The organism is Aromatoleum petrolei (assembly GCF_017894385.1).
Taxonomy (GTDB): Bacteria; Pseudomonadota; Gammaproteobacteria; order Burkholderiales; family Rhodocyclaceae; genus Aromatoleum; species Aromatoleum petrolei.
Genome location: NZ_CP059560.1, coordinates 3,456,682 through 3,483,222 on the forward strand (window position 1 = coordinate 3,456,682; position 26,541 = coordinate 3,483,222).

The following is a 26,541-nucleotide window of genomic DNA, read 5'->3' on the forward strand; positions in this document are numbered from 1 at the left end:
CGGGCACTCCTTTTTCCCGGCCGCAGCCGGGCGCCGGAAGCACGACGCCACCGCTTCCCGTTATCCATACATAAAAAATTCTTTGCCTCGCGCGTCGATTTGATGTAAAAACAAGCCGGCTAGACGGTTTTATGAAAGCAGCGGACGCGCAGGATTCCAATCACCCCGCAACAGTGGAAAACAGAGAGATGACTGCCGAACAAGATGTGATCACTGCGCCGAAGCCCGCTTCGGCCGCGCGTCACCACGACGGGCTGACGCACGAGCAGCTGTTGAGCGCTTACCGTCAGATGAAGACCATCCGCGAATTCGAGGAGCGCGTGCATGTCGAGAACGCCTCCGGTGCGATTCCCGGCTTCACGCACCTATATTGCGGCCAGGAGGCGGTCGCGGTCGGCGCGTGCGAGCACCTCACCGATGCCGACTACATCATCAGCACGCATCGCGGCCACGGACATTGCATCGCCAAGGGCTGCGACGTCGTCGGCATGATGAAGGAGATCCACGGCCGGCGCGACGGGCTGAACGGCGGCAAGGGCGGGTCGATGCACATCGCCGACATCGGCAAGGGCATGCTCGGCGCGAACGGCGTCGTCGGTGCCGGGCAGCCGATCGCCGTGGGCGCGGCCATCGCGTGCAAGCTGCGCGGCGAGGGGCGGATCGCGGCGTCCTTCACCGGCGACGGCGCGTCGAACCAGGGCACGGTGTTCGAGGCGATGAACATGGCCGTCGTGCTGCAACTGCCCAAGGTCTTCGTGTTCGAGAACAACGGCTACAGCGAACACACCGGCGCGTCCTACGGCATCGGCTGCGAGGACATCGTGAAGCGCATCGAGGGCTTCGGCATTCCGGTGTGGCAGGCCGACGGCTTCGACTTCTTCTCGGTGTACGAGGCGATGGGCAAGGCGCTCGAGGTCTCACGCAACGGTGGCGGCCCGACCGCGATCTACTGCGAAACCATCCGCTACTTCGGCCATTTCGAGGGCGACCCGCAGAACTACCGCGCAAAGGATGAAGTGCAGCGCTATCGCGCCGAGAAGGACTGCCTGCTGAAATTCCGGGCCCGCATGGAGGCCAATGGCGGGCTAAGCACGGACGAGCTCGACGCGGTGGATCGCGAAGTCGGCGCCCTGATCGAACGCGCGGTGCAGGAAGCGCGCAATGCGCCGCGCCCCCGCGCCGAAGACCTCCTCACCAATGTCTATGACAACTATTGAACGGGTCCGCTGCCATGCCTAAGAAGTCAATGCGAGAAGCCATCAACGAAGCGCTCCACCTGGAAATGGCCCGCGACCCGTCCGTCATCGTGCTGGGCGAGGACGTGTCCGGCGGCGCGGGCGGCACGTCCGGACAGCGCGACGCCGCGGGCGGCGTGTTCGGCCTCACCAAGGGCCTGCTGCCGAAGTTCGGCGAGCACCGTGTCATCGACACCCCGATCAGCGAGTCGGCGATCATCGGCGCGGCCAACGGCGCCGCGCTCGCCGGCCTGCGTCCGGTCGCGGAAATCATGTTCAGCGATTTCATCGGCGTGTGCTTCGACCAGATCCTCAACCAGGCGGCCAAGTTCCGCTACATGTTCAACGGCGCCAAGGCCCCGCTGGTCGTGCGCATGACGGTCGGCGCGGGACGCAGCGCCGCCGCGCAGCATTCGCAGAGCATGCACGCGCTGCTGAGCGCCATTCCCGGCATCAAGGTCGTGATGCCCTCGAACGCCTACGACGCGAAGGGCCTGTTGCTGCAGGCGATCCGCGACGACGACCCCGTGATCTTCCTCGAGCACAAGATGCTCTACAACGACACGTGCGAAGTGCCCGACGGCGATTACACGATTCCCTTTGGCGAAGGGGTGCTGGTGCGCGAGGGCGAGCACGTGACCGTAGTGGCGACGGGGCAACTGGTGAAGCTCGCGACCGGCGTGGTCGACCGGCTCGCGGCCGAAGGGGTGCGCTGCGACCTGATCGACCCGCGCACCACTTCGCCGCTCGACGAGGAGCTGATCCTCGAAAGCGTGCGCGAGACCGGGCGGTTGGTCGTGGTCGATGAGGCCCCGCCGCGCTGCGGCTTTGCCGCTGATGTTGCCGCGCTGGTCGCGCGGGAGGCGTTCGCGAGCCTGCGTGCGCCGGTCGCGACGGTCACGCCGCCGCACACGCCGGTGCCGTTCGCGCCGGAACTGGAGCGCGAGTACCTGCCCGACGCCGCACGCGTCGAGCGGGCCATCCGCTCCGTGCTCGCGCACTGAGGGGGCCGGCATGAGCAGGATTCATCCGATCACCGTGCCCCAGTGGGGCCTCGAGATGACCGAGGGCACGATCTCCGCATGGCACGTCGCCATCGGGGACCGCGTCGAGAAGGGCCGCGAGCTCGTCGACATCGAGACGGCCAAGATCATCAACACGATGGAAGCGATGAGTGACGTGCCGGGCGTCATTCGGCGGCTCGTGGCGAAGGAGGGCGAGACCCTGCCGGTCGGCGGGCTGCTTGCGGTCGCCGCAGACGCGGACGTGAGCGACGCCGAGATCGACGCGTATCTGGCGCAGAACGGGCAGGGCGGGGCGCCTGCGGCAGCGGTGGCTCCTGCACCGATCGCGCAGGCCGCGGAAGCGCCGGTGTCGCCCCTTGCGGACGTGAGCGAGGTGGCCGGGCAGCCCGAGGCCGTGCCGGCGCCGATCGCCGTCGCGCTCAGCGACGAGGAGCGCGAGCGCATCGTTGCGCGCAATGCGACGGTGAAGGCGAGTCCGGTCGCGCGGCGGGTGGCCGATCGTGCCGGCATCGACCTCGCCACGCTGGCTGCGAGCGGTCGCCACGGCCGCGTGTCGCTCGAGGATGTCGCTGCTGCTCGTCAGGGGCTGTACGAGGCTGCCGTGGTGATTCCCGCTCCGAGCGATGCGGAACTGGAGCAGCGCAACGCGCGCGCCCATGCGTCCCCGATCGCGCGGCGAATCGCGAATCGCAGCCGCGTCGATCTCTCGACCCTTGCGGGTAGCGGACGCGGCGGACGGATTTCCGTTGCGGACGTCGAGCGCGTCCGCAGGGCCCCCGCGCAGACGCCGGTTGCGGAATTCGCGTCGCATGAACCGGCGACTCCGGCTGCGGCGTCGGAGGTTCGCGCCGGCCCGGCCGCGCGCAAGTTGGCGGCGGAGCTCGGCATCGACCTGACGGTCCTGCGTGGAACGGGGGCACGCAACACGGTACAGATGGGCGACGTGAAGGAGGCTTTTCGCACCGCCCTGACGCGGGACCTCCCCGCGGCGCCGGTCGAGGACTTCGAGCTGATCCGGCTCACGCCGATGCGCAAGGCCATCGCCGCGAGCCTCACGCAGTCGAAGCAGACGATCCCGCATTTCTACCTCACGGTGGATCTCGAACTCGACGCGCTGATCGCGCTGCGCCAGGCCGTCAATGAGCAGAGCGAAGGGCGGCGCAAGCTGTCGCTCAACGACTTCGTGATGCGTGCGGTGGCGCTCGCGCTGCGCGAGGTGCCGGCGGCAAACGTGCATTTCACCGATGCCGGGATCAAGCAGTTCAGCGGGGTGCACCTGTGCGTCGCGGTGGCGATCGACGGCGGGCTGGTGACGCCGGTGATCCGCAACGCGGAAGACAAGGGCGTGTTCGCGATTGCCGCGGAAACGGCGGATCTCGCCGAGCGGGCGCGCAGCCGGACGCTGAGCCAAGCGCAGCTCACGGGTGGCACTTTCACCGTGTCGAACCTCGGCATGTATGGCGTGCGCCAGTTCGACGCGGTGATCAACCCGCCCCAGGGCGCCATCCTCGCGGTCGGCACCGTGCGCCGCGAGGCCTGCGAAGCCGCGGATGGGGGCGTGGCGTTCCGCTCGCGCATGTCGGTGACGCTGTCCTGCGATCACCGCGCGATCGACGGCGCCGTCGGGGCGAGCTTCCTCGCGGCATTGCGCAAGTGGGTCGAGCGCCCCTATGCGCTCCTCGGCTGAGTGTTTGGAGATCGACATGAGTGGACGTCTGCAGGACAAGGTCGTGCTGGTGACCGGGGCGGCGAGCGGCATCGGTGCCGCGGCGGCGCGCCGCTTCGCGGCCGAAGGGGCTCGCGTGGTGCTGGCCGACATCAACGAGACGGCGGGGACGGCGCTCGCCGCCGCGCTGGGCGGGCACTTCGTCGTGGTCGACGTGACGCGCGAAGACCAGATCGAGCGCGCCGTCGCGCGCACCGTCGAACTCCACGGACGCCTCGACTGCATGATCAACAACGCCGGCGTCGTCGGCGCCGTGGGTTCGCTGCTGGAGACCACGGCACAGGCGTGGCGTGCGACGCAGGCCGTGCTGCTGGATAGCGTGTTCTACGGCATCAAGCATGCGGCGCGGCAGATGCGCGAACAGCGCAGCGGCGTGATCCTGTCGGTGTCGAGCATCGCCGGGGTGATGGGCGGCCTCGGGCCGCATGCCTACACGGCCGCGAAGCACGGCGTGATCGGCCTCACGCGCTCGGCGGCGGCCGAACTGTCCCAATACGGCATCCGCGTGAACGCCGTGGCGCCCGGCACCACGGTCACGCCCCTGGTCGAGCAGGTGCGGGGCGGACGCGAGGCGGCAATGGAAGGGGCGAAGCAGGTGTCGCCGCTGGGCTCGGCGCTCCTGCCCGAGGAAATCGCGGCGAGCCTGCTGTACCTCGCCAGTGACGCAGCGGCGCATGTGACGGCGCACACGCTGGTGGTCGATTCGGGCGTCACGGCGGGCGGTTTCGCGTCCGGCGCGAGCGTGCTGCGCGACCGCCCGAGCACCTTCATCGGCCCGTCGGGCACTGCCTGAACGGACAAGGGATCGGAGAACCTCATCATGAGCGAACGCCTGAAAGGCAAAGTGGTACTCATCACGGGCGCGGCGAGCGGCATCGGTGCCGAGACGGCGCGCCTGTTCGCGGCGGAAGGGGCCGCGGTCGTACTGTCGGACATCAACGCGGCCGCGGGCGAACGCCTGGCGGCCGAACTCGGCGCGGGCTTCGTCGCTGCCGACGTCAGTGTCGAAACCCAGGTCGAGGCGGCCGTGGCCCATGCAGTGTGCCTGCACGGCCGGCTCGACTGCATGGTGAACAACGCCGGCATGATCGGCGTCGTCGGCTCGATTCTCGAAACCTCGGCCGACGATTGGCACCGAACCCATTCCGTGCTGCTGGACAGCGTGTTCTACGGCATCAAGCAGGCGGGGCGGCAGATGCGCGAGCAGCGCGGCGGGGTCATCCTGTCCCTGTCCAGCCTTGCCGGCGTGGTCGGCGGGGTGGGACCGCAGGTCTACAGCGTGGCCAAGGCGGGCGTCATTGCCCTGACGCGCGGAGCGGCATCCGAACTCGCGCAGTACGGGATCCGCGTGAACGCGGTAGCGCCCGGCCTCGTCGTCACCCCGCTGGTGGAGCAGGTGTATGGCGACCGCGACGGTGCCGTGGAAGGCGCGCGGCGCGGCTCGCCGCTCGGCAGTCCCGCGTTTCCGATCGAGATCGCCGAGACCCTGTTGTATCTCGCCAGCGACGAGGCGCGCCACGTCAATGCCCATACCCTGGTCATCGACTCGGGCGTATCGGCTGCGGGCTCCTCGGCGTCCGCGCTGTTCCACAGCCGCCCCGGCGGCTTCCTCGGCACGATGCCAAAGCTGGACTGATGACGGTCCTTTATCTACGAAATCGAACTGCCCGCTCCACGTCCCGAGGCGGGCCTTGCCGGAGTATGTGAAATGCCTAGCGTGACCTTTGTGCTGCCCGATGGCGAACGCCGTGAAGTGAATGTGTTGAAGGGCGCCAGCGCGATGAGCGGTGCCGTTCAGAGCGGCATCACCGGAATCGTCGCCGAATGCGGCGGCTCCTGCGCGTGCGCCACCTGCCATGTCTACGTCGATCCGAGCTGCGAGGGGCTGTTGCCCGAGCGCGGCACGCTCGAGGACGAGCTGCTCGACGCCGTCGCGGCCGACCGCCGCCCCAACAGCCGCCTCAGCTGCCAGATCGTCGTGACCCCGGAGCTCGACGGGCGCCTGACGCTGCACGTCCCCGAAACCCAGTGAGCACACCGCTCACCACGTCGTTGAAACAGCAGGAACAACGAGCATGAGTTCACCCCTGACCGTCGAAGTGGCCGACCACGTCGCCCAGGTGCGTTTCGATCGCCCCGACGTACTGAATGCGCTGGACGGAGAGCTGGCACGCGCGCTGGCGGCCACCTGCCGCACGCTCGCCGAGGATGCCGCGGTGCGTGTCGTCGTCTTCGCCGGCAACGGAAAGGCCTTCATGGCCGGCGGCGATCTGCAGACCCTGCGGGCGCGCCCGACCGAGGCGGTGCATGAACTGATTCCGCCCGTGCACGAGGCCGTGCGCCTCATCGCCGAGATGCCCAAACCCGTGCTCGCCAGCGTGCACGGCGCGGCCGCAGGGGCGGGGATGAGCCTGATGCTGGCGGCGGACCTCGCCTTCGCCGCGGAGGGGACGCGCTTCACGTTCGCCTATGCGGACATCGGCACGAGCTGCGACGGCGGCATGTCGTGGGCCCTGCCGCGGGTGGTCGGGATGCGCAGGGCGATGGAAATCGCGCTGCTGGGCGACACCTTCGATGCCGCCGAGGCGCTGCGGCTGGGGCTGGTCAACCGCGTCCTTCCCGCCCACGCCCTGGCCGAGGAGACGCTGGTGGCGGCAAGGCGCCTGGCCCGCCGCGAACCGCACGTGCTCGCGCACCTCAAGCGCCTGATGCGCGCGTCCTCAGGGCGTACCCTCTCCGCACAGCTCGATGCGGAGTACGAGGCCTTCCTCGACTGTGCCGGCCGCCCGGAGTTCGTCGCCGCGATCGACACCTTCTTCGCGCAACGCGCCGCGCGGCGCTAAGCCTCTGACGGCCGCAATGTTTCCAAGGATCCGATGATGAACGCGAATACGCCCGCTGGCTTCGTCACGCGCGAGGACAAGTCGAACTACGAAACCGCCGAGCCCGTGCTGTACGCGGTGGAGAACGGCATCGCGAGCGTGACGATGAACCGCCCGACCTTCAACAACGCGCAGAATTCGCAGATGACCTATGCGCTCGACGCCGGCTTCCGGCGCGCCGTCGATGACGACGCGGTGAAGGTGATCGTGCTGCGCGGCGCGGGCAAGCATTTCTCGGCGGGGCACGACATCGGCACGCCCGGTCGCGACATCAACAAGCCGTTCGAGCGCACGCACCTGTGGTGGGACCACACCAACAAGCCGGGCGGGGAGTTCCTCTACGCGCGCGAGCAGGAGGTGTACCTCGAGATGTGCCGGCGCTGGCGCGCACTGCCCAAGCCGACCATCGCGATGGTGCAGGGCGCATGCATCGCCGGCGGGCTGATGCTCGCCTGGGTGTGCGACCTGATCATCGCGAGCGACGACGCCTTCTTCCAGGACCCGGTCGTGCGCATGGGCATTCCCGGCGTGGAGTACTTCGCCCACCCGTACGAGCTCAACCCGCGCATCGCCAAGGAATTCCTGTTCGTCGGCGACCGCATGAGCGCCGAACGCGCGTACCAGATGGGCATGGTCAATCGCGTGTTGCCGCGCGCGGAGCTGGAACAGGGTACCTATGCGCTCGCGGCCCGCATCGCCGAGCAGCCGCGCATGGGGCTCGCGCTCACCAAGCAGGCCATCAACCACGTCGAAGACCTGCAGGGCAAGCGCAACGCGATGGACGCCACCTTCGCATGGCACCACTTCGCGCACAGCCACAGCGAACTGATTTCGGGCAACCGCACCGGCGGCTACGACGCACGCAGCATGGCGGAGGCGAACCGCAAGGCGGCCGCGCAGGAAACGTCCGCATGAGCGCGCGCCCGGCGACCGCCGGCCTGCATCTTGCCCTGATGGCCACGATGGTCGTCTGGGCGCTGAACGTCACCGCCGTCAAGTGGCTCGCGGGAGTGATGGACTTCACCCTGGTCGCGAGCCTGCGCATGGTGTGCGCCGTGGTCGCGCTGGCGCTGCTGCTGTTCTTCAGTCACCAGCACTTCCCGCGCTGGCGCGGACGGATGCTGCTGCTCGCGTGCACCAGTGCGCTGCTGCTCGTGTATGGCAACCAGATGCTGTTCGCGAAGGCCATGGAGACGACGACGGCCACGAATGCGGCCCTGATCCTCGCGCTGAATCCCCTGATCAACGGCGTCCTCGAAGCGCTGGTATTCCGCAAGCCGCTGACCGGCCGCTACGTTGCCGGCGCCCTGTTCGCGGTGACCGGCGTGTGCCTGGTCGTCCTCAACCAGGCCAACGCCGCGCTCGCCGGCCCCTCGTTCGGCGACCTGCTCGTGCTCGGCTCGATGCTGAGCTTCGCCTGCGGCGTGCTGGCCCTGCAACGCCTGTCGCGGGAAAGCAATCCGCTCGCGATCAACGTGTTCCTGTATGCAGTCGGCGCGCTGGCACTTTGCGTGCACAGCGTCGTGGTAATCGAGTCTCCGCTTGCGGCGCTGCAGACGCTGGGCTGGCGCGACTGGCTCGTGGTCGCGTTTTCCGGTGTGGGTGCGACGGCCTTCGGCGCGCTCGCCTGGGCGCGCGGCGTCGCGGCGATGGGCGCCGGGCGTGCCGCCATCTACATGGCCTGGGTCCCCGTCCTCGGTGTCGCGTTCGGCGCCCTGCTGCTCGACGAGCCGCTGAGCGTGTGGCATCTGGTCGGGATGGTCCTGGTGCTGCTGGGGACCGTACTGAGTGCGCTCAAACCCGCGCGCGTAGTGCCGCCTCCCGCGGTGGCGGAGTGCAAGTCTGCATGAGCCCGTGTCGCGCCCTCCGCCTCTCCAGGGGCATCGTCAAGCGCCCCATCTTGTGTTTGAATCCTGCGTCGTGAGCGCCTTCGTCGCGCGCGCCGGCGCAAGCCCTTTCTGTTCTACCTGGACTGCAACCGACCATGAACAATGACCTTCCCAACGCCATCCTGGAACTCGCTCCCGAGGGGTTGGCGCCGCGGCCCGACAGCCAGCAGGAGCGGAAGAGCTCGGAGACGCGCGAAACCATCCTCGAGGCGACGCTCGAGTGCCTGGCCAACCACGGTTACGCCGAGACCACCAACAACCTGATCTGCGACATCGCGAAGATTTCGCGCGGGGCGATGCTGCATCATTACCCGACGCGGCAGGACCTCCTCGTGGCGGTCATCGACTACGCCTTCTACAAGCACATGACCGCGTTCAGCCAGACAGTCTCCCGGCTGCGCGAGGAAGACCGTGTCGGCCGCAATAGTGCAATTGCGATCGACTGGCAGCTGTGCCAGAGCCGCGAGTTCCAGGCCTACCTCGAACTGCGCGTCGCGTCTCGCACCAACAGCGAGCTGCGCGCGATCTTCCTGCCGCGCGCACGCCATCACGACCTCGTGTGGAAGGAGGAACTCCTCAAGGTCTTCCCCGAGTGGCGCGACGACATGCGCAAGCTCGAACTCACCCGTCGGCTCACGCGTGCGATCCTGGAAGGGCTGACGATGAGCCGCGACCTGTGGAAGGACCCCGCGACGGAATGGATCCTGCTCGCCTTCACGGCCGACATGGTGCGCAAGATCCGCGTTGGCGAACTCGTCTTCCCGTCCGAGGAAAGCCTGGAAGATTTCAAGAAGCCGGCCATCGTCGCGACGCGGCGCCCGCGTGCCACGCGTGCCAAGGCTGCCCCGCGTACGCGCAAGAAGGCCGGCATCTAGGCCGCCACGCTCAACGCGCAGCGCCTGCCGGTTCGGAGGGCGTCAGCCCCCCCCGTAGTGCCGCTCGATCAGGGGGCGACGAGATCGCGGCGTCGAGTCTCGTGACGGCGGACCTCGCGGGCAACAAGCTGCTCGGCAGTCCGTACGACATCAGCCCCGCCAGCTTCTTCATCCATGGCGCGATCCACGAAGCGCGGACGGGGGGCGAGCTGCACCCCACGTTTCTCAGGAAATCACGGCGATTCTCATATCTTCGGGGCAAGCGCATCCGGGCATCGACGACAACCCGGTCGCGCTCGATCCCAGCCCTGTCGGCTGATCGTTTCCGACAGCTTTATGCGGCAGTGAAACCGCCATCGATGATCAGGCTCGCGGCAGTCACGAAACTGGATTCGTCCGACGCGAGATACAGGATGCCGTTGGTGATGTCGTCGGGCTGGCCGATGCGGCCGATCGGGTGCAGGGCGGTGAACATCGCGATGGCATCCTCGTTGCGCTCCGATCGCGAGGCGGGCCATTTCGACGCCGGATTTCGTCTCGATCAGGCCCGGGGGCACCACGTTGATGCGGATGTTGTAGCCCTTCTGGCCGCAATAGACCGCTGCCGATTTCGACATCATGTTGATGCCGGCCTTGGCGGCGCAGTATGCGGCGAGGTTCGGGGCGCCGCTGAAGGCGGCCACCGAGCTCACGTTGATGATCTTGCCGCCGCCGGTGCGCTTCATCCAGCGGATCGCCGCCTGGGTGCCGATGAAGGTCGAGTCGAGGTTGATCGACATGATCCGGGGCCACTCGTCGAGTGTGACGCTCTCGATGTCGTTGTAGGTGCCTCCGCCGGCGTTGTTCACGAGGATGTCGAGGCGGCCGTGTGCCTCGCGCTGTTGCTACTCACTGAAAATTGACCCTCTGGGGGGCAAAATTCAACGCGCGTGGACAGACCAGAAAGCAAAAAGCCCAGCCGATGAGGGCTGGGCTTTCGCTTGGAAATCGTGGTGGTGATGGGCAGAATCGAACTGCCGACCTATGGGTTATGAATCCATCGCTCTAACCGTCTGAGCTACATCACCGCTCGAGCCTGCTAATATAGCGGTTTGGGAATCTGCGCGTCAACACGCTTCAATGAAGAAACTGTATATCCGCACTTTCGGCTGCCAGATGAACGAGTACGACTCGGACAAGATGGCGGACGTGCTCGGGGCGACCGAGGAACTGGTGAAGACCGACAACCCGGAAGAGGCCGACGTGATCCTCTTCAACACCTGTTCGGTGCGCGAGAAGGCGCAGGAGCGGGTGTTCCACGACCTCGGGCGGGTGAAGCACCTGAAGCAGGCGAATCCGAACCTCATCATCGGCGTCGGTGGCTGCGTCGCGAGCCAGGAGGGCGAGGCGATTGTGGCGCGTGCGCCCTACGTCGACGTCGTGTTCGGGCCGCAGACCCTGCATCGCCTGCCGCAACTGATCGCCGAGCGGCGTTACAGCGGCCGCTCTCAGGTCGACATCTCCTTCCCCGAGATCGAGAAGTTCGACAACCTGCCGCCCGCGCGCGTCGAGGGGGCGAGCGCCTTCGTGTCGATCATGGAAGGCTGTTCCAAGTACTGCACCTTCTGCGTCGTGCCCTACACGCGCGGCGAGGAGGTGTCGCGGCCGCTTGAAGACATCCTTGCCGAGGTCGCCGGCCTCGCCGGCCAGGGTGTCAAGGAAGTGACGCTGCTGGGCCAGAACGTCAACGCGTGGCGCGGTCTGATCACGAAGCAGGGCGGCGAGTCGGGCGACTTCGCCTTCCTGCTCGAATGCGTCGCCGAGATCCCCGGTATCGAGCGGCTGCGCTACACCACCTCGCATCCGCGCGAGATGACGCAGCGCGTGTTCGACGCGTACGCCAACATCCCCAAGCTCGTGAGCCACCTGCACCTGCCGGTGCAGTCGGGTTCCGACCGCATCCTCGCGGCGATGAAGCGCGGCTACTCGGTGCTGGAGTTCAAGTCCGTCGTGCGCAAGCTGCGCGCGGCGCGTCCCGATCTGTCGCTGTCGTCGGACTTCATCGTCGGTTTTCCCGGCGAGACCGAGGAAGACTTCGAGAAGACGATGAAGCTGATCGACGAGGTCGGCTTCGATGCGTCCTTCAGTTTCGTGTATAGCCCGCGTCCCGGCACGCCCGCCGCCGATCTGGAAGACCCGGTGCCGCAGGAGACCAAGCTGCGCTGGCTCGCGCGCCTGCAGAAGCGCATCGACGAGCAGGCCCAGGCGATCAGCCGGGCGATGGTGGGCCGCGTCGAACGTGTGTTGGTCGAAGGGCTGTCGCGCAAGGACGAGACCGAGCTCGCCGGACGCACCGACAACAACCGCGTCGTGAACTTCGCCGGCAATCCGCGCCTGATCGGGCAGTTCGTCGACGTGACAATCACCGCCGCCCTGCCGCACAGTCTGCGTGGCGAAATCGTGACGAGAGAAATCTGAATGGGCCGACCCACCGAAGTGGTGCTGGAGCCGCTGGACAACGCGCGGCTCGCGAACCTGTGCGGCGTGCTCGACGAAAACCTGCGCCAGATCGAGACCGCGTACGACGTGACGATCGCGCGCCGCGGCGAGCGCTTCACGCTGCAGGGCGGGCCCGCACAGGCGGCCCTGGCGGCGAAGGCGCTGCGCGAGTTCTACGAGCAGGCGGACGAGCATCTCAGCGTCGATGACATCCAGCTCGGCCTGATCGAGATCGCCAATCGCCGCAAGTCGGATCAGGCCGCACCGGCGCTGCTGACGCGCAAGACCGAGCTGCACGGCCGCACGCCGCGCCAGGTCGAATACCTGCGCAACATCCAGGCGCACGACATCACCTTCGGCATCGGCCCCGCGGGCACCGGCAAGACCTATCTCGCGGTCGCGAGCGCGGTCGATGCCTTCGAGCGCCAGCTCGTCGAGCGCATCATCCTGACGCGCCCGGCGGTCGAGGCGGGCGAACGCCTCGGCTTCCTGCCGGGCGACCTCGCGCAGAAGGTCGACCCCTACCTGCGTCCTCTCTACGACGCGCTCTACGACCTGATGGGCTTCGATCGCGTCGCCAAGCTCTTCGAGCGCGGCAGCATCGAGATCGCGCCGCTCGCCTTCATGCGCGGGCGCACGCTCAACCACGCCTTCATCATCCTCGACGAGGCGCAGAACACGACGCCCGAGCAGATGAAGATGTTCCTCACCCGCATCGGCATCGGCGCCAAGGCCGTCGTCACCGGCGACCTCACGCAGGTCGACCTGCCGCGCGGCCATCGCAGCGGCCTGCTGGAAGCGCGCGAGGTGCTCGCCGCCGTGCGCGGCATCGCCTTCACCGAGTTCCAGAAGGAAGACGTCGTGCGCCACCCGCTGGTCGCGCGCATCGTGGAGGCCTACGACAACCAGGCGACGCGCGCGGCGATGCAGGCCGCGCTCGCGAAGAAGGAGCAGGCGTGATGATCGACTCGCCTCCTCATCTGGCGCTGACGATCCAGAAGGCGATCGGCAAGGCGAACCGCGACAACGCGCCGTCCTCCGGCGACATGCGCCGCTGGGCGCAGGCCGCGCTGCAGGCGGGCGACGCCGAAGTCACCGTGCGTCTCGTCGGCGCGACCGAGGGGCGCGAACTCAACCGCGACTTCCGCGGCAAGGACTACGCCACCAACGTGCTGACCTTCGTCTATGGTGAAGGCGAGGGCATGCCGGACCAGGATGGCGACGCGCCGCTGGCCGGCGATCTCGTGCTGTGCGTGCCAGTCGTCGTGCGCGAGGCCGCCGAGCAGGGCAAGGCGCTCGAGGCACATTTCGCCCACCTGATCGTCCACGGCATGCTGCATCTGCAGGGCTACGACCACGAGGACAGCGACGAGGCCGAGGAGATGGAGGCACTGGAAACGCGGATTCTCGCCGAACTGGGCTATCCTGATCCCTACGCCGAACGATCCGCCTGACCTGCCCGACTGATTCTTTCGACATATGGATCCCGCATCACCACGACCTAGTCTGCTCGAACGCCTCTCCGCGCTGCTGTCGCGCGAGCCCGAGGATCGCGAGGAGCTCCTGGCCCTGCTGCACTCGGCCTTCGAACGCAACCTGCTCGATGCCGATGCGCTGGCGATCATCGAGGGCGCGCTGCAGATGTCCGAACTGCAGGTCGGCGACGTGATGATTCCCCGCGCGCAGATGGACATCATCCGCCTTGACGACCCGGTCGATGCGATTGCCGCCCACGTCGTCGACACCGGCCACTCGCGCTTCCCGGTGGGCGACAGCAAGGATGACATCGTCGGCATCTTCCTCGCGAAGGATCTGCTGCGCTACTACGCCGGCCGTGACTTCGACATGCATGCGTTGCTGCGTCCGGCCGTGTTCGTGCCCGAGTCGAAGCGACTGAACGTGCTGCTGCGCGAGTTCCGCGTCAGCCGCAATCACATGGCCATCGTCGTCGACGAGTATGGCAGCGTCGCCGGGCTCGTGACGATCGAGGACGTGCTCGAGCAGATTGTCGGTGACATCGAGGACGAGTTCGACCGGCTCGAGCCCAGCGACAACATCCAGCTCGATGCCGATGGCCGCTACCGCGTGCGCGCGACCACCGAGATCGGCGAGTTCAATGCCGCGTTCGGCGTCGACTTCAGTGACGCCGAGGTGGATACCGTCGGCGGGCTGCTCATCTGCCAGCTCGGCCGCCTGCCGCGGCGCGGCGAAGTCGTGATGCTCGGCGGCCTGCGCGTCACCGCGCTGCGCGTCGATGGTCGGCGCGTGCATACTTTGCTCGTGCAGCCCGTCGCCGGAACGGCCGAAGCGTGACCGTCCGCGAGCAGGACCGGGGCCTAGTGCGGGCGTGGGCGCGCGCGCGCGGCCTGTTGGTGGCGCTGCTCGCAGGCGGCGCGTCGGTCCTTGCCTTTTCGCCCTTCGGGATCATTCCGCTGGCGGTGCTGAGCCTCGCCGTGCTGGCAGGTCTCGCTGCGCGGCAAACGCGTGCGCGTGCCGGTTTCGCACTCGGTTTCGCCTGGGGGCTGGGCGCCTTCCTGGCCGGGGTGTCCTGGCTCTACGTCGCGCTCAACCGCTACGGGGGCATGCCGATGCCGCTCGCGGCGCTGGCGATCCTGCTCTTCTGCGCTTATCTCGCGCTCTTTCCGGCTGCGGTCGGGGCCTTGTTCGTGCGCCTCGGGCGGGGTGGCGCGTGGCGGCGCGCGTTGCTCTTCGCCGGCCTGTGGATCGGCTCCGAGCTGCTGCGCAGCTGGCTGTTCACCGGCTTCCCGTGGCTCGCGGTCGGCTATTCGCAGACCCCGCCGAGCCCGCTCGCAGGATTTTTTCCGGTGGTCGGCGTGTATGGCGTGGGCGGCCTGGTCGCCTTCCTCGCGGCGCTCGTCGCCCTCACGCCTTGGTGCAGTGTGCGTCCCGCCGCGGCGGCGCTTGCCGCGATCCTCTTCTTGGCCGGGGCAGGCTTCGGCCTCGGGCGAGTCCCCTGGACCTCCCCGACGGGCAAGCCGCTCGAGGTCGCGCTGATCCAGACCAACGTCGAGCAGGGCCTGAAGTGGCGTCCCGAACTGCTGTCCGAGTGGCTGGAGAGCAACGCGCGCCTCGTGCGCGAGCATCCCGCCGACCTCGTCGTGCTGCCCGAGACGACGCTGCCGCTGCTGGCCGACCGCCTGCCCGACGGCTACCTTGAAGAGCTCGCCGCGCCAGTCGCGGCGCGCGGCGGCGACCTGGTGTTCGGCGTGTTCCTGCGCGATGCGCGCGGAGCGATCTACAACGCCGCGCTGAGCCTCGGCGCTTCGCCCTCGCAGAGCTACGCGAAACAGCACCTCGTACCCTTCGGCGAATACTCCCCGCCGCTCTTCGGCTGGTTCTACGAGCTGGTCGACATCCCGATGTCCGACCAGACGCGTGGCGCCTCCGACCAGCCACCGCTGCGCCTGGGCGCACAGCGCGTCGCGATCAACATCTGCTACGAGGACCTCTTCGGCCGCGAGCTGATCCGCAGCCTGCCCGAGGCGACGCTGATGCTGAACCTGTCGAATCTTGCGTGGTACGGCGACTCCTTCGCCCAGCCGCAGCATTTGCAGATCGCGCGCGTGCGGGCGATGGAGACCGGGCGGCCGATGCTGCGCTCGACCAATACCGGCATGACCGCGCTGGTGCAGCCGGACGGCCGTGTCGCCGAGGTCCTGCCGGCCTTCACGCAGGGGGCGCTGAGCATGTCGGTGCAGGGCTACGAAGGGCTCACGCCCTATGCGCGCTGGGGCGATTCCGCCGTGCTGCTGCTGGGCGTGCTGGCGCTCGCCGTCGCGGGCCACCTGCGGCGCGATGCGCACACCCGGCGAGGGGTCTGACGCCCGCGGTTGCGGCGTTTTGCCCGCGAGACGCGCATTTTCCGCCGGGGAAATTCGCCCTGCCCCCGGAATGCCATTAAAATCCACCCTTTGCGTCCGCCGCGCGGCGCCCTTGCCGTCGCCTACAGCTGTCGAGAGACCATGTCCCTGCACAAACCCACCTTCCAGCAAGTCATCCTGACGCTCCAGCAGTTCTGGGCCGAACGAGGCTGCGTGCTGCTGCAGCCCTACGACCTCGAAGTCGGCGCCGGCACCTCGCACACCGCGACCTTCCTGCGCGCCATCGGCCCCGAGCCGTGGAACGCCGCCTACGTCCAGCCCTCGCGCCGCCCCAAGGACGGCCGCTACGGCGAGAACCCCAACCGCCTGCAGCACTACTACCAGTTCCAGGTCGTGCTCAAGCCGTCGCCGCTCGAGTTCCAGGAGCTCTACCTCGACTCCCTGCGTGCACTCGGCATCGACACCAACGCGCACGACGTGCGCTTCGTCGAGGACGACTGGGAAAACCCCACGCTCGGCGCCTGGGGTCTGGGCTGGGAAGTGTGGCTCGACGGCATGGAAGTGACGCAGTTCACCTACTTCCAGCAGGTCGGCGGCCTCGACTGCAAGCCGGTGCTGGGCGAGATCACCTACGGCCTCGAGCGCCTCGCGATGTACCTGCAGGGGGTCGAGAACGTCTATGACCTCGTGTGGGCAGTCTATCCGGACGGCCGCAAGGTCACCTACGGCGACGTCTACCACCAGAACGAGGTCGAGCAATCGACCTTCAACTTCGAACACGCCAACGTCGAGTTCCTGTTCTCGCTCTTCGGCAACTACGAATCCGAAGCCAAGCGCCTGATCGAACTGGGCCTCGCGCTGCCCGCCTACGAGATGGTCCTGAAGGCCGGACACAGCTTCAACATGCTCGACGCGCGCGGCGCCATTTCCGTCACCGAACGCGCCGCCTACATCGGCCGCATCCGCAACCTGTCGCGCGCCGTCGCACAGGCCTATTACGACTCCCGCGAGAGCCTGGGCTTCCCGATGCTCAACACCGCTGCAACCAAGACGGAGGCCGCATGATGACCGCCTCCCTGCTCGTCGAACTGCTCACCGAGGAACTCCCGCCCAAGGCCCTGCCGCGCCTGGGCGAAACCTTTGCCGCGAAGATCTTCGATGGCCTCAAGGCGCGCGACCTCATCGCCGAGGATCGCGGCTTCCGCTGGTTCGCGGCCCCGCGCCGCCTCGCCATCACCGTGCCGCAGGTGCGTGCCGCCGCGCCCGCGCGTGAAGTCACCGAGAAGATCATGCCGGTGCAGGTCGCGCTCGACGCCGAAGGCCGCCCGACCCCGGCGCTGCTGAAGAAGCTCGAAGCGAAGGGCATCGCCGCCGACGCCGTCGCGAACTTCGAACGCCGCATGGACGGCAAGGCCGAAGCGCTGTTCTACACCCGCAACGAGGACGGCGCGACGCTGGACGCGGTGCTCGCCGAGATCGTCCAGGACGCCGTCAAGGCGCTGCCGATCCCCAAGCTGATGCGCTGGGGCGCGGGTGATGCGCAGTTCGTGCGCCCCGTGCACAAGCTCACGCTGCTGCACGGCGATCGCGTCGTGCCGGGCCGCGTGCTCGACCTCGACTCCGACCGCGTCACGCGCGGCCACCGCTTCATGAGCCGCGGCGAAATCGCGCTCGCGACCGCCGACGCCTACGAGCCGACACTGCTCGCCGAAGGCAAGGTGATCCCCGACTTCACCGAGCGCCGCGCCGAGATCGAACGTCAGCTCGTCGCGACCGCCGCCGAGCAGGGTGCGAGCCTCGACGAATACGCCGACCTGCTGGATGAGGTCACCGCCCTCGTCGAGCACCCGACCGTCTACGTCGGTGAATTCGAAGCCGAATTCCTCGCCGTCCCGCAGGAATGCCTGATCCTGACGATGCGCGCGAACCAGAAGTACTTCCCGCTCTTCGACGCTGCCGGCAAGCTGCTGAACCGCTTCCTGATCGTGTCGAACATGCGCATCGCCGACGCGTCGAACATCGTCGCCGGCAACCAGCGCGTCGTGCGCCCGCGCCTGTCGGATGCACGCTTCTTCTTCGAGCAGGATCGCAAGCACACCCTCGAAAGCCGCCTGCCGCGCCTCGGTCCCGTCGTCTATCACAACAAGCTCGGCAGCCAGCTCGAGCGCGTCGAGCGCCTCGAACGCCTCGCCGGCGCGATCGCCGGCAAGCTGCGCGGCGACACGAAGGCCGCTGCCCGCGCCGCGCGCCTCGCGAAGGCCGACCTCGTCACCGACATGGTCGGCGAGTTCCCCGAACTGCAGGGCATCATGGGGCGCTACTACGCGCTCAATGACAAGGAAGGCGAGGTCGTCGCCGACGCGATCCAGTCGCACTACCAGCCGCGCTTCGCCGGTGACGCGCTGCCCGCCGGCAACGTCGCCTGCGCCGTCGCGCTTGCCGACAAGCTCGACGCGCTCGTGGGCTTCTTCGGCATCGGCCAGCTGCCGACCGGCGACAAGGACCCCTTCGGCCTGCGCCGCGCCGCGCTCGGCGTGCTGCGCATCCTCATCGACGGCCCGCTGCCGCTGGACCTCGCCGAACTCGTGGCCGACGCCGTCGGCGGCTTCAAGCCGGGCCTGCTGACCGCCCAGGGTTTCGAGGCGCAGCTCCTCGACTTCATGTTCGAGCGCCTCAAGAACCTGCTGCGCGATGCCGGCCATGCCGGCGACGTCATCGACGCGATGCTCGCGCTGCGCCCGACGCGCATGGACCTCGTCCCCGCCAAGCTCGACGCCGTGCGCACCTTCCGCGCGCTGCCCGAGGCCGAGGCGCTCGCCGCCGCGAACAAGCGCATCGTCAACATCCTCAAGAAGGTCGAAGGCGAACTGCCCGAGCCGGACGTCGCACTGCTGCAGGAAGAGGCCGAGAAGGCGCTGTTCCACCGCGTCGTCGAGGTTGCGCCGCTGGTGCGCTCGCATATGGCGAACGAGGACTACACCGACGCGCTCTGCGTGCTCGCCGGCCTGCGCGCGGCGGTCGACACCTTCTTCGACGAGGTCATGGTGATGGCCGAGGAGCCGCTGACGCGCCAGAACCGCCTCGCGCTGCTGCGCCAGCTCGCCGGCCTGATGAACCAGGTCGCCGACCTGTCGCGCCTGTCGGCCTGACGACCGGGAGCATTCCATGCCGCAGAAGCTGATCATCCTGGACCGCGACGGCGTCATCAACTTCGACTCCGACCAGTTCATCAAGTCGCCCGACGAGTGGAAGCCGATTCCGGGCTCCCTCGAAGCGATCGCGCGCCTCAACCAGTGGGGCTGGCGCGTCGTCGTCGCGTCGAACCAGTCGGGCGTCGGGCGCGGCCTCTTCGGCATGGACACCCTCAACGCGATCAACGAGAAGATGGTGAAGAGCCTCGCCCAGGCCGGCGGGCGGCTCGATGCAATCTTCTTCTGCCCGCACTCGGCCGATTCCACCTGCGACTGTCGCAAGCCCAAGCCCGGCCTGTTCCTGCAGATCGCCGAGCGCTTCAACGTCAACCTCGACCGCGTCCCGGTGGTTGGCGACAGCCTGCGAGACCTGCAGGCCGGAGTTGCGGTTGGTTGCAAGCCCTACCTGGTCCTCACCGGCAAGGGCATGAAGACGCGCGACGATCCCGCGCTGCCGGAAGGCACGCTCATCTACCCCGATCTGGCGGCCCTCGTCGCCGATCTCACTGCCTGAAGAGTACCGTGGTCGTCCTGCGCTCCCTGCTGTTTGCCATCGTCCTGGCGATCTTCACTCCGCCGTTCGCACTGTTCGGCATCCTCGCCTATCCGTTGTCTCCTCGCACGCGCCACCGCATCGTCACGGCCTGGGCGCCGCTGATGATGTGGTTCATCCCGCGCATCCTGGGCATCCGCTACAAGGTCATCGGGAGCGAGAATATCCCCTCCGTGCCTTCCGTGATCCTCTCCAAGCACCAGTCGGCGTGGGAGACGATGGCCCTGCAGGTGATCTTTCCGCCGCTGTGCTTCGTGCTCAAGCGCGAGCTCCTCAGGGTGCCGTTCTTTGGCTGGGGGCTCGCGGCGATCCCCGGCATCGCGATCGACCGCGCCGCCGGGAAGGATGCGCTCGCCCAGGTTGTCGATCAGGGCCGTGCCCGGCTCGCGGAAGGTTATTGGGTTGCGGTCTTCCCGGAGGGGACGCGCACCGCCCCCGGCGCCAAGCGCCGCTACAAGGCCGGTGGGGCCGCGCTGGCGCAGCAGGCGGGCGTGCCCGTCGTTCCCGTGGCGCATAATGCCGGGGAGTTCTGGGGGCGCGAGGCCTTCCTCAAGTATCCCGGCGAGATCACCGTCAGCATCGGTCCCGCGATCGATCCGACGGGCCTGGATGCCGCCGAGGTCAATCGCCGCTCCGCGGCGTGGATCGAAGGCGAGATGCATCGCCTGTTCCCGCACCATTACCGGAGCGGACGCAACAGCACCGGCGCAGTGTCGGGCGAGGTCGAAGAAGCAGAGTGAACCGGGCGGCTTCGGTCGTCCCGCAAGCGGCCCCCCCGGGGCACGGAGCGTGGAATGGATGGGGCGGGAGAAGTGCAGATGATGGATCGCCGTGGCAGGCTTCCGCCCCGGCCGGCGCGGTCTCTGGCGGGTGAGCCCGTCCGCCATTTTCGCCTGATGCGCTATTTCACGCTCGCGAGCCTCGTCGCGTTTGTAGTCGTCGGGGTGGTCCTGTACTTCCTGCAACGCAGCGAGATCACATTCTTCGCCGAGGTTCAGCGCGAGCAGGGAGAGTTCTTCTCGCGTGCACAGACGGACCTTGCCGCCAAACAGGACCAGGCCGCGCGCGCGAGCCTGGTCGCCCTGCACGAAGCCAGCCACGTCACGCTTACGCGCGTGGTCGGCAATGTGCTGTGGGATACGCATATCGCACCGTTCGCTGCGCGTGCACAGGCGATTTCGGCGGCACCCTGCCGCAGCGTGCCTCCTTCGGTCGCGGGCGGAAGCGATCCGCGGCGCGAATGTTTTGCGGAGTTGGGCCGGACGATCATGGCGCTGCCGGGTTTCGCCGAACTCGACGCCAAGGCCTACGAGACAATGCGGGCGAGCAACGTGTTCAAGATCAAGGTGTTCGATCTGCGCGGCATCACGATCTACTCGTCGGAGCACGCGCAGATCGGCGAGGACAAGTCGGACAACCAGGGGTGGAGGAGCGCTGCCGCCGGCGTCCCCGCGAGCGAGATGACCCATCGCGAGCGCTTCAGCGCCTTTGAGGGCGTGGTCGAGAACCGCGACCTGATCTCGAGCTACATCCCGGCGCGCGAGCGCGGTAGCGACCGGGTCGTGGGGGTGTTCGAGATCTATTCCGACGTCACCTCCTTCCTGGGGCACATCCAGGCGGTTTCGGGCGAACTCGGGGGGCTCGCGCGTGCGAACCAGACCGAGCTGGAGCGGACGCTGGCAGAAAACGAGGGCAAGGTCCGGACTAGCTCGGACATTTTCCTGCTGATCGTGGGCGGGACGCTGGTCGTCCTCTACGGCGCCCTGTGGGCCATCGTGCGCATCGGACAGCGCATCATCGACGCACAGGCAGCGGCGCAGGAGCGTGCAGCGGAGCGCGAAGAACGCTGGCATCACGAGAAGATGGCTGCCCTGGCGACGATGGCGGCAAACGTCTCGCACGAGGTCGGCAATCCGCTTGCGACGATCTCGATGCTCGCGCAGGAGATCCAGCTCAACAAGCAGCGCAACGGGTGCGAGACCTGTCAACCCGCCCAGATCCTCGAGCAGACCCGTCGTATCGCCGGAATGACGCGGCAGATCTCGGAGTTTGCCGCGGCGCGGCGGGAATCGCGCGAACTCGTCGACATCAACGCGATGGTCAAGTCGGTCCTCGATTTCCTCGGATTCGACCGGCGCTTCCGCTCCATCCGCCTCGAGTTCAAGGGGGGCGCCGATCTCCCGGCTGTCTCCGTGATTCCCGACTACATCAACGAAGTGCTGATGAACCTGCTGCAAGCCTGCACGGAATGTCCTGCAGGTCCGGGCGGAAAGGGCGGGGCCATCGTCGTGGAGACCAAGAGCAGCGGTACGGAGCTGCTGATCCGCATCAGCAGCGAATGCAAGGCCTATCCCGGCGTCTGCAGGGAGCATGCGCGCTTCGAGGACAGCCGCTTCGATGTCGTGAGACGGCGCGTGAGCAGCCTCGGCGGCCGTGTTACCCGCGAGCGTACGTACTACGAGATCGCACTCCCGGCCGAAGCGCCCGTCACGCCTGCGTCCTGAGTCGACCGCACGCGGAGTCCCGGATGGCGGAACCGTATCCGGTGTTGCGGGCGATGCCCTAGAATTCCCCTTTGTTTGCAGACCACGCAAGCGGGTCGATGAATGCGCCACGCCTGCCTCCTGAAGGAGTTCTTATGTCGTCCGCCCTGGGCATAGAAGAAGCCCGCTCCTACATGCACAGGCTGCTCAATGCGATGCACCAGATGGACGGGTCGGACCTGTTCATCTCGGTGGATTTCCCGCCGACCGTAAAGGCGCACGGCACGATGAAGGCGCTCAGCCAGCAGCGGCTCACGCCCGACATCACGCGTTCGCTGGCGATGAGCCTCATGAACGACCGGCAGCGGGGAGAGTTCGAGGCCGAGATGGAGTGCAATTTCGCCATTTCCATCCCCGGTGTGTGTCGCTTTCGCGTGAACGTCTTCGTCCAGCAGCAGCACGTCGGGATGGTCATCCGCACCATTGCGTCGGAGATTCCCTCGCTCGCCAAGCTCGGGCTGCCCGAGGTGCTCAAGGAGATAATCCTGACCAAGCGCGGCCTCGTGCTGGTCGTGGGCGGCACCGGTTCGGGCAAGTCGACGACACTCGCTGCGATGATCGATCACCGCAACAGCTCGGGGCCGGGACACATCATCACCGTCGAGGATCCCGTCGAGTACGTCCATCGCAACAAGCAGTGCCTCGTCACCCACCGCGAGGTCGGCGTGGACACGCACTCGTGGGAGCACGCGCTGAAGAACACGTTGCGCCAGGCGCCCGACGTGATCCTGATCGGCGAGATCCGCGACCGCGAGACCATGGAACATGCGATCGCCTTCGCCGAGACGGGCCACCTGTGCCTGGGCACGCTGCACGCGAACAACGCCAACCAGACGATCGACCGGATCGTGAACTTCTTCCCCGAGGAGCGCCGTAACCAGCTGTTGATGGATCTGTCGTCGAACCTGCGGGCGATTGTGTCGCAGCGCCTGATCCGTACCGAGGACGGCAAGGGGCGCAAGGCCGCGATCGAGATCCTGCTCAACACCCCGACGATCGCGGAGATGATCTTCAAGGGGCAGTTTCAGTCCATCAAGGAGATCATGGCGAAGTCGCGCGAGCTGGGCATGTGCACCTTCGACCAGGCCCTGTTCGACCTCTACGACGCCGGCTTCATCAGCTACGAGGAGGCCATCCGTAATGCCGACTCGACCAACGAGCTGCGCCTGCAGATCAAGCTGAAGGCCGAGCGCGGCCAGCCCAAGACCTCGGCGGCCGCGGAGTTGAGCCTGTCGATCGAAGAGGAGAAAGAAGAGGGCGACGAGGCAGAGGGTGCACCTGTTCCGGGCGCCAAGGTCGCGGGTTGAATCGCGGCCGCACCGAACCCGTCGCGGCGATCCCGTAAAGCAAAAAGCCCCGCAGATCGCTCGGCGGGGCTTTTCGTTGACGCGCGGTCCCGAAAGGGAACGCGCGTCGATGAATCAGAAGGCGATCAGGCAGCCTTCTTCGATGCGGTCTTGGCGGTGGCGCTCACGGCCTTGACGGTGGCGTTGGTCGCGGCGGCGACGTTCGCCTCGGCGATCTCGGCGACCTGCTTGGCAGCCTTGCTGACGCTGTCGTAGGCGCTGTTGGCGGCAGCGATGGCCGACTTGACGGCGGCGACGGCGACGTCCGAACCGGCCGGAGCCGACTTGGCAGCCTTGTCGAGGGCGGCGGCCAGGCTCTTGTTCAGCTCGGCGATCTGGGCTTCGACCAGCTTCGAGACTTCTTCCTGACCCTGCGAGGCGATTTCATACACGCTGCGGTTGTAGGCCACGGCCTTCTCGACCAGCGGCTGAACCAGAGCGGCCTGCAGACCCAGGAACTCCTGGGCGTCCTTCGCGCCGAGCAGAGCCTTGGAATTGGCCAGACCGTCTTCGAGGATCGAACGGGCGGTGTTCAGGTTCAGGGCGGCGAAACGCTCGGCGCTGGCGAAAGCGTTGTTGGCCAGGGTCAGCAGGGTTTCGACATTGGCTTTGTTGGTGGCGGCAAATTGCTCGGGGGTTGCAAACATTTTCATCTCCTGATGAAGGTTACGTCTGGATTGGGCTTGCTTCGCAACCGCCTGGATGCGTGGTGCGTCGCAACATGGATTCGATTATAGGTCGGTGCAACTGCGTGTCAAGTAATTTTGTGCGGCGCACAATAAAAATTTAGAAACCCGCGCTGAAGTCCTGCATCGTTCTATGTTGCTGTTTTTTCTTTGTTTCATTGTGAAACAAATGCCGGGCGGCAGAATCGTCCTTCGTGCCAATGGCATCAATGTCGCCGCGCAGCATGCGTCGCGAAGATTACACGAAAATTACGGAGGGGGGCGCCGCCGCAGAATTGCGGCGGCGCAAGAAGCATCAGCGATGCTTGAAGACCGGCTTGCGCTTCTCGACGAAGGCGGCCATGCCTTCCTTCTGGTCTTCCAGGCCAAAGGCCGAATGGAAGGTGCGACGTTCGAACAGCAGGCCTTCACTGAGGCTGCTTTCGTATGCACGATTGACCGATTCCTTGATCATCATGATGACCGGCAGCGAGAAGCCGGCAATCACGGTGGCGGCTTCGATCGCCTCGTCGACCAGGCGGTCGGCGGGAATGATGCGGGCGACAAGCCCGGCGCGCTCGGCCTCGGTGGCGTCCATCATGCGGGCGGTGAGGCACATGTCCATCGCCTTCGCCTTGCCGATCGCGCGCGGCAGGCGCTGCGTGCCGCCGGCGCCGGGCAGGACGCCGAGCTTGATTTCCGGCTGGCCGAATTTCGCGGTGTCGGCGGCGAAGATCATGTCGCACATCATCGCCAGCTCGCAGCCGCCGCCCAGAGCGAAGCCGGCGACCGCCGCGATGATGGGCTTGCGACAGGTCCTCAGGCGTTCCCAATTGCGCGTGATGTAGTCGCCCTTGTAGGCGTCCATGTGCGAGTAGTTCGCCATCGCGCCGATGTCGGCGCCGGCCGCAAAAGCCTTTTCCGAGCCGGTGATGACGATGGCGCCGATGTTCTCGTCCTTCTCGAAGCCGTCGAGCGCGTAGCCGACTTCATCGATCAGCTGGTCGTTGAGGGCGTTCATCGCCTTCGGGCGATTGAGCGTGATCAGTCCGACCCGTCCGCGTGTTTCAACGATGATGTTGCTGTACTCCATGCAGTCTCCTCCGTAGCAGGGTGAAGCGGTCAGTTGGTCTTCTCGGTGCCGGAATTCTTGGGCTGGATCACCGCACGCACGCGCCCGTCGCCGGCAGCACGCGTTTCGGTCTTGCCCGGCTGGTTGGTGACCAGATAGTTCTCGCTCAGCGAGTCGTACTCGATGTAGTGCCCGCGTACCTCGTCGGCCCCCGATTTGACGTGGGCCTGGTTGAACAGGCGCGCCCGTTCGGCGCGGCTGTCGTACTCAATGCGCTCGGCCTCGCCTTCGACGTACTCGTTGCTGCCTTCTCGCTTCTGGCGGAAGGTCGCGAGCTTCTTCTCGCTGCCGGTGGCGACTCCGGACTGGAAGCCGTCGGGTCCCTGGGTGACGACCAGTTTCGTGCCCTTGATCACCAAGGTGCCCTGGGTCAGGACGACATCGCCTTCGAAGACATGCACCTTGTTACGGTCGTCGACGGTTACGCGGTTGGCCTCGATGTTGACGGGCTGGTCGCGGTCGGCCCGTTCGGCGAGTGCAGGTTGCGTCAGCAGGCCGAGCGCGAGCAAGGCGGGGAGGGAGGTGCGCTTCATGGTGTGTTCCGGTGGGAGCGCGGGATATGCACGCGCGCATTGCCGATGAGTTCCAGTGTGCCGAAAATGTTGTCGGATTTCATGCCGTTCGCGTAGGCCGTGCTCCCGCCCTGGGTGAGCGCCACCGGGTCGGCGGTTGCGGCGCGCTCCTCGTCGGGCCAGATCGTAAGCGAGGAGGACGCGAGGGTCATCTCCGGGCTTCCAAGGGCGGCATCGCGCCGCGCGCGTACGTCGCCGGCCAAGCGCACTTCTTCGCCCTCGCGCAGCACTTCGCCCTGTTCCGAGCTGAGATGTAGTTGGCGCCCATCGGCCTCGTAACGCAGGCGGGGGCGTTCGAGCATCGTGACGTCCGCCTGCGGGTGGTGCGTGATCTTGTCGGCCAGCAGCTCGTAGTGCTGGCGGCCTTCGCGGTCGAACGCGATCAGGCGCGTGCGCTCGGCGATGAAGTCGGGCTCCGCGCGCGTCTGCGCGGACGGGCGGCCTTCGTCGCCGGTGGTGACGCGCTCCAGCCACAGCGAGGCGCCGGCCACGATGATCAGGCCGGCGAGGGGATAGAGTTGCTGGATGGACGGTTTCACGGCCGGGACTTCAGCTGCCACGGATCGAGTGCAGGCCAGCGGGCTGGG

Annotated in this window: 26 protein-coding genes and 1 tRNA gene; 21 read left to right on the top strand and 6 right to left on the bottom strand. The window is 67.1% G+C overall.

The window, feature by feature from the left end:
* Nucleotides 1-188 precede the first annotated feature (188 nt).
* The 10 genes from ToN1_RS15785 to ToN1_RS15830 all read left to right on the top strand — a co-directional run bounded on the left by ToN1_RS15785 (nucleotide 189) and on the right by ToN1_RS15830 (nucleotide 9,632).
* Complete coding sequence (locus tag ToN1_RS15785) at nucleotides 189-1,217, top strand: thiamine pyrophosphate-dependent dehydrogenase E1 component subunit alpha (RefSeq protein WP_169207087.1); 1,029 nt, start codon at nucleotides 189-191, stop codon at nucleotides 1,215-1,217.
* 14 nt (nucleotides 1,218-1,231) lie between these two features.
* The gene (locus ToN1_RS15790; RefSeq protein ID WP_169207088.1) at nucleotides 1,232-2,239 is read left to right on the top strand and encodes an alpha-ketoacid dehydrogenase subunit beta; all 1,008 of its coding nucleotides are present in this window, start codon (nucleotides 1,232-1,234) and stop codon (nucleotides 2,237-2,239) included.
* Nucleotides 2,240-2,249: 10 nt separating this feature from the next.
* Nucleotides 2,250-3,947: a 2-oxo acid dehydrogenase subunit E2 gene (locus ToN1_RS15795; protein WP_169207089.1), complete on the top strand. Its 1,698-nt coding sequence runs from the start codon at nucleotides 2,250-2,252 to the stop codon at nucleotides 3,945-3,947.
* Nucleotides 3,948-3,963: 16 nt separating this feature from the next.
* Entirely contained in the window at nucleotides 3,964-4,779 is an 816-nt protein-coding gene (locus ToN1_RS15800; RefSeq protein ID WP_169207090.1) for an SDR family oxidoreductase, read from the top strand.
* A gap of 27 nt (nucleotides 4,780-4,806) precedes the next feature.
* Nucleotides 4,807-5,622, top strand: a complete 816-nt coding sequence (locus ToN1_RS15805) for an SDR family oxidoreductase (RefSeq protein WP_169207091.1) — start codon at nucleotides 4,807-4,809, stop codon at nucleotides 5,620-5,622.
* 72 nt (nucleotides 5,623-5,694) lie between these two features.
* Nucleotides 5,695-6,018, top strand: coding sequence for a 2Fe-2S iron-sulfur cluster-binding protein (locus ToN1_RS15810; protein ID WP_169207092.1), 324 nt, complete (start codon nucleotides 5,695-5,697; stop codon nucleotides 6,016-6,018).
* Nucleotides 6,019-6,061: 43 nt separating this feature from the next.
* A complete protein-coding gene (locus tag ToN1_RS15815; protein ID WP_169207093.1) occupies nucleotides 6,062-6,829 on the top strand; it encodes an enoyl-CoA hydratase/isomerase family protein in 768 nt (255 codons plus the stop codon).
* A 36-nt stretch (nucleotides 6,830-6,865) separates the two neighbouring features.
* On the top strand, nucleotides 6,866-7,783 hold the full coding sequence (locus ToN1_RS15820; RefSeq protein WP_169207094.1) for an enoyl-CoA hydratase: 918 nt from the start codon (nucleotides 6,866-6,868) through the stop codon (nucleotides 7,781-7,783).
* Nucleotides 7,780-8,718: a DMT family transporter gene (locus tag ToN1_RS15825; protein WP_169207095.1), complete on the top strand. Its 939-nt coding sequence runs from the start codon at nucleotides 7,780-7,782 to the stop codon at nucleotides 8,716-8,718. The genes ToN1_RS15820 and ToN1_RS15825 overlap by 4 nt, the downstream gene beginning before the upstream one ends.
* Before the next feature lie 134 nt (nucleotides 8,719-8,852).
* Nucleotides 8,853-9,632: a TetR/AcrR family transcriptional regulator gene (locus ToN1_RS15830; protein ID WP_169207096.1), complete on the top strand. Its 780-nt coding sequence runs from the start codon at nucleotides 8,853-8,855 to the stop codon at nucleotides 9,630-9,632.
* A gap of 245 nt (nucleotides 9,633-9,877) precedes the next feature.
* Here ToN1_RS15830 and ToN1_RS15835 read toward each other — a convergent pair whose 3' ends face one another.
* Nucleotides 9,878-10,480 carry an SDR family NAD(P)-dependent oxidoreductase gene (locus tag ToN1_RS15835; RefSeq protein WP_169207097.1) on the bottom strand — a complete coding sequence of 201 codons (603 nt, stop codon included), beginning with the start codon at nucleotides 10,478-10,480 and terminating at the stop codon, nucleotides 9,878-9,880.
* A gap of 142 nt (nucleotides 10,481-10,622) precedes the next feature.
* A tRNA-Met gene (locus tag ToN1_RS15840) sits at nucleotides 10,623-10,699 on the bottom strand.
* Between the two features lie 52 nt (nucleotides 10,700-10,751).
* Between ToN1_RS15840 and miaB the strand changes: the two genes are divergently transcribed.
* From miaB to ToN1_RS15895, 11 genes are all read left to right on the top strand, one after another.
* Nucleotides 10,752-12,089 carry a tRNA (N6-isopentenyl adenosine(37)-C2)-methylthiotransferase MiaB gene (miaB, locus tag ToN1_RS15845; protein WP_169207098.1) on the top strand — a complete coding sequence of 446 codons (1,338 nt, stop codon included), beginning with the start codon at nucleotides 10,752-10,754 and terminating at the stop codon, nucleotides 12,087-12,089.
* Complete coding sequence (locus ToN1_RS15850; RefSeq protein WP_169207099.1) at nucleotides 12,090-13,070, top strand: PhoH family protein; 981 nt, start codon at nucleotides 12,090-12,092, stop codon at nucleotides 13,068-13,070.
* Nucleotides 13,070-13,564: an rRNA maturation RNase YbeY gene (gene ybeY / locus ToN1_RS15855; RefSeq protein ID WP_169207100.1), complete on the top strand. Its 495-nt coding sequence runs from the start codon at nucleotides 13,070-13,072 to the stop codon at nucleotides 13,562-13,564. Before ToN1_RS15850 ends, ybeY begins: the two co-directional genes overlap by 1 nt.
* 25 nt (nucleotides 13,565-13,589) lie before the next feature.
* Nucleotides 13,590-14,423 (top strand): CorC family transporter, encoded by an 834-nt coding sequence (locus tag ToN1_RS15860; RefSeq protein ID WP_169207101.1) that lies wholly within the window; start codon nucleotides 13,590-13,592, stop codon nucleotides 14,421-14,423.
* A complete protein-coding gene (lnt, locus tag ToN1_RS15865) occupies nucleotides 14,420-15,952 on the top strand; it encodes an apolipoprotein N-acyltransferase (protein WP_210147834.1) in 1,533 nt (510 codons plus the stop codon). Before ToN1_RS15860 ends, lnt begins: the two co-directional genes overlap by 4 nt.
* Before the next feature lie 141 nt (nucleotides 15,953-16,093).
* Entirely contained in the window at nucleotides 16,094-17,017 is a 924-nt protein-coding gene (glyQ, locus tag ToN1_RS15870; protein ID WP_169207102.1) for a glycine--tRNA ligase subunit alpha, read from the top strand.
* Nucleotides 17,014-19,101 (top strand): glycine--tRNA ligase subunit beta, encoded by a 2,088-nt coding sequence (gene glyS / locus ToN1_RS15875; protein ID WP_169207103.1) that lies wholly within the window; start codon nucleotides 17,014-17,016, stop codon nucleotides 19,099-19,101. The genes glyQ and glyS overlap by 4 nt, the downstream gene beginning before the upstream one ends.
* Nucleotides 19,102-19,117: 16 nt before the next feature.
* Nucleotides 19,118-19,657, top strand: coding sequence for a D-glycero-beta-D-manno-heptose 1,7-bisphosphate 7-phosphatase (gene gmhB / locus ToN1_RS15880; protein WP_169207104.1), 540 nt, complete (start codon nucleotides 19,118-19,120; stop codon nucleotides 19,655-19,657).
* An 8-nt stretch (nucleotides 19,658-19,665) separates the two neighbouring features.
* Nucleotides 19,666-20,436, top strand: a complete 771-nt coding sequence (locus ToN1_RS15885) for a lysophospholipid acyltransferase family protein (RefSeq protein WP_169207105.1) — start codon at nucleotides 19,666-19,668, stop codon at nucleotides 20,434-20,436.
* Nucleotides 20,437-20,490: 54 nt separating this feature from the next.
* Nucleotides 20,491-22,200, top strand: a complete 1,710-nt coding sequence (locus ToN1_RS15890) for a sensor histidine kinase (protein ID WP_169207106.1) — start codon at nucleotides 20,491-20,493, stop codon at nucleotides 22,198-22,200.
* 134 nt (nucleotides 22,201-22,334) lie between these two features.
* On the top strand, nucleotides 22,335-23,546 hold the full coding sequence (locus tag ToN1_RS15895) for a PilT/PilU family type 4a pilus ATPase (RefSeq protein WP_169207107.1): 1,212 nt from the start codon (nucleotides 22,335-22,337) through the stop codon (nucleotides 23,544-23,546).
* A gap of 125 nt (nucleotides 23,547-23,671) precedes the next feature.
* Here ToN1_RS15895 and ToN1_RS15900 read toward each other — a convergent pair whose 3' ends face one another.
* From ToN1_RS15900 to lptC, 4 genes are all read right to left on the bottom strand, one after another.
* On the bottom strand, nucleotides 23,672-24,238 hold the full coding sequence (locus ToN1_RS15900; RefSeq protein ID WP_169207108.1) for a phasin family protein: 567 nt from the start codon (nucleotides 24,236-24,238) through the stop codon (nucleotides 23,672-23,674).
* A 328-nt stretch (nucleotides 24,239-24,566) separates the two neighbouring features.
* Nucleotides 24,567-25,343 (bottom strand): enoyl-CoA hydratase, encoded by a 777-nt coding sequence (locus ToN1_RS15905; protein WP_169207109.1) that lies wholly within the window; start codon nucleotides 25,341-25,343, stop codon nucleotides 24,567-24,569.
* Nucleotides 25,344-25,372: 29 nt separating this feature from the next.
* The gene (lptA, locus tag ToN1_RS15910; RefSeq protein ID WP_169207110.1) at nucleotides 25,373-25,915 is read right to left on the bottom strand and encodes a lipopolysaccharide transport periplasmic protein LptA; all 543 of its coding nucleotides are present in this window, start codon (nucleotides 25,913-25,915) and stop codon (nucleotides 25,373-25,375) included.
* The gene (gene lptC / locus ToN1_RS15915; RefSeq protein WP_169207111.1) at nucleotides 25,912-26,493 is read right to left on the bottom strand and encodes an LPS export ABC transporter periplasmic protein LptC; all 582 of its coding nucleotides are present in this window, start codon (nucleotides 26,491-26,493) and stop codon (nucleotides 25,912-25,914) included. The genes lptA and lptC overlap by 4 nt, the downstream gene beginning before the upstream one ends.
* Nucleotides 26,494-26,541 lie beyond the last annotated feature (48 nt).

Excerpts from the sequence above, each read along its gene's own strand:
- ToN1_RS15895 (WP_169207107.1), top strand. The coding sequence starts at position 22,335 with ATGTCGTCCGCCCTGGGCATAGAAGAAGCCCGCTCCTACATGCACAGG.
- ToN1_RS15805 (WP_169207091.1), top strand. The coding sequence starts at position 4,807 with ATGAGCGAACGCCTGAAAGGCAAAGTGGTACTCATCACGGGCGCGGCG.
- ToN1_RS15860 (WP_169207101.1), top strand. The coding sequence starts at position 13,590 with ATGGATCCCGCATCACCACGACCTAGTCTGCTCGAACGCCTCTCCGCG.
- ToN1_RS15830 (WP_169207096.1), top strand. The coding sequence starts at position 8,853 with ATGAACAATGACCTTCCCAACGCCATCCTGGAACTCGCTCCCGAGGGG.
- ToN1_RS15905 (WP_169207109.1), bottom strand. The coding sequence starts at position 25,343 with ATGGAGTACAGCAACATCATCGTTGAAACACGCGGACGGGTCGGACTG.
- ToN1_RS15795 (WP_169207089.1), top strand. The coding sequence starts at position 2,250 with ATGAGCAGGATTCATCCGATCACCGTGCCCCAGTGGGGCCTCGAGATG.
- gmhB (WP_169207104.1), top strand. The coding sequence starts at position 19,118 with ATGCCGCAGAAGCTGATCATCCTGGACCGCGACGGCGTCATCAACTTC.
- lptA (WP_169207110.1), bottom strand. The coding sequence starts at position 25,915 with ATGAAGCGCACCTCCCTCCCCGCCTTGCTCGCGCTCGGCCTGCTGACG.
- ToN1_RS15785 (WP_169207087.1), top strand. The coding sequence starts at position 189 with ATGACTGCCGAACAAGATGTGATCACTGCGCCGAAGCCCGCTTCGGCC.
- ToN1_RS15900 (WP_169207108.1), bottom strand. The coding sequence starts at position 24,238 with ATGAAAATGTTTGCAACCCCCGAGCAATTTGCCGCCACCAACAAAGCC.
- ToN1_RS15800 (WP_169207090.1), top strand. The coding sequence starts at position 3,964 with ATGAGTGGACGTCTGCAGGACAAGGTCGTGCTGGTGACCGGGGCGGCG.
- ToN1_RS15810 (WP_169207092.1), top strand. The coding sequence starts at position 5,695 with ATGCCTAGCGTGACCTTTGTGCTGCCCGATGGCGAACGCCGTGAAGTG.
- ToN1_RS15825 (WP_169207095.1), top strand. The coding sequence starts at position 7,780 with ATGAGCGCGCGCCCGGCGACCGCCGGCCTGCATCTTGCCCTGATGGCC.
- ToN1_RS15890 (WP_169207106.1), top strand. The coding sequence starts at position 20,491 with ATGGATGGGGCGGGAGAAGTGCAGATGATGGATCGCCGTGGCAGGCTT.
- miaB (WP_169207098.1), top strand. The coding sequence starts at position 10,752 with ATGAAGAAACTGTATATCCGCACTTTCGGCTGCCAGATGAACGAGTAC.
- ToN1_RS15820 (WP_169207094.1), top strand. The coding sequence starts at position 6,866 with ATGAACGCGAATACGCCCGCTGGCTTCGTCACGCGCGAGGACAAGTCG.
- ToN1_RS15850 (WP_169207099.1), top strand. The coding sequence starts at position 12,090 with ATGGGCCGACCCACCGAAGTGGTGCTGGAGCCGCTGGACAACGCGCGG.
- ToN1_RS15815 (WP_169207093.1), top strand. The coding sequence starts at position 6,062 with ATGAGTTCACCCCTGACCGTCGAAGTGGCCGACCACGTCGCCCAGGTG.
- ToN1_RS15790 (WP_169207088.1), top strand. The coding sequence starts at position 1,232 with ATGCCTAAGAAGTCAATGCGAGAAGCCATCAACGAAGCGCTCCACCTG.
- glyQ (WP_169207102.1), top strand. The coding sequence starts at position 16,094 with ATGTCCCTGCACAAACCCACCTTCCAGCAAGTCATCCTGACGCTCCAG.
- glyS (WP_169207103.1), top strand. The coding sequence starts at position 17,014 with ATGATGACCGCCTCCCTGCTCGTCGAACTGCTCACCGAGGAACTCCCG.
- ybeY (WP_169207100.1), top strand. The coding sequence starts at position 13,070 with ATGATCGACTCGCCTCCTCATCTGGCGCTGACGATCCAGAAGGCGATC.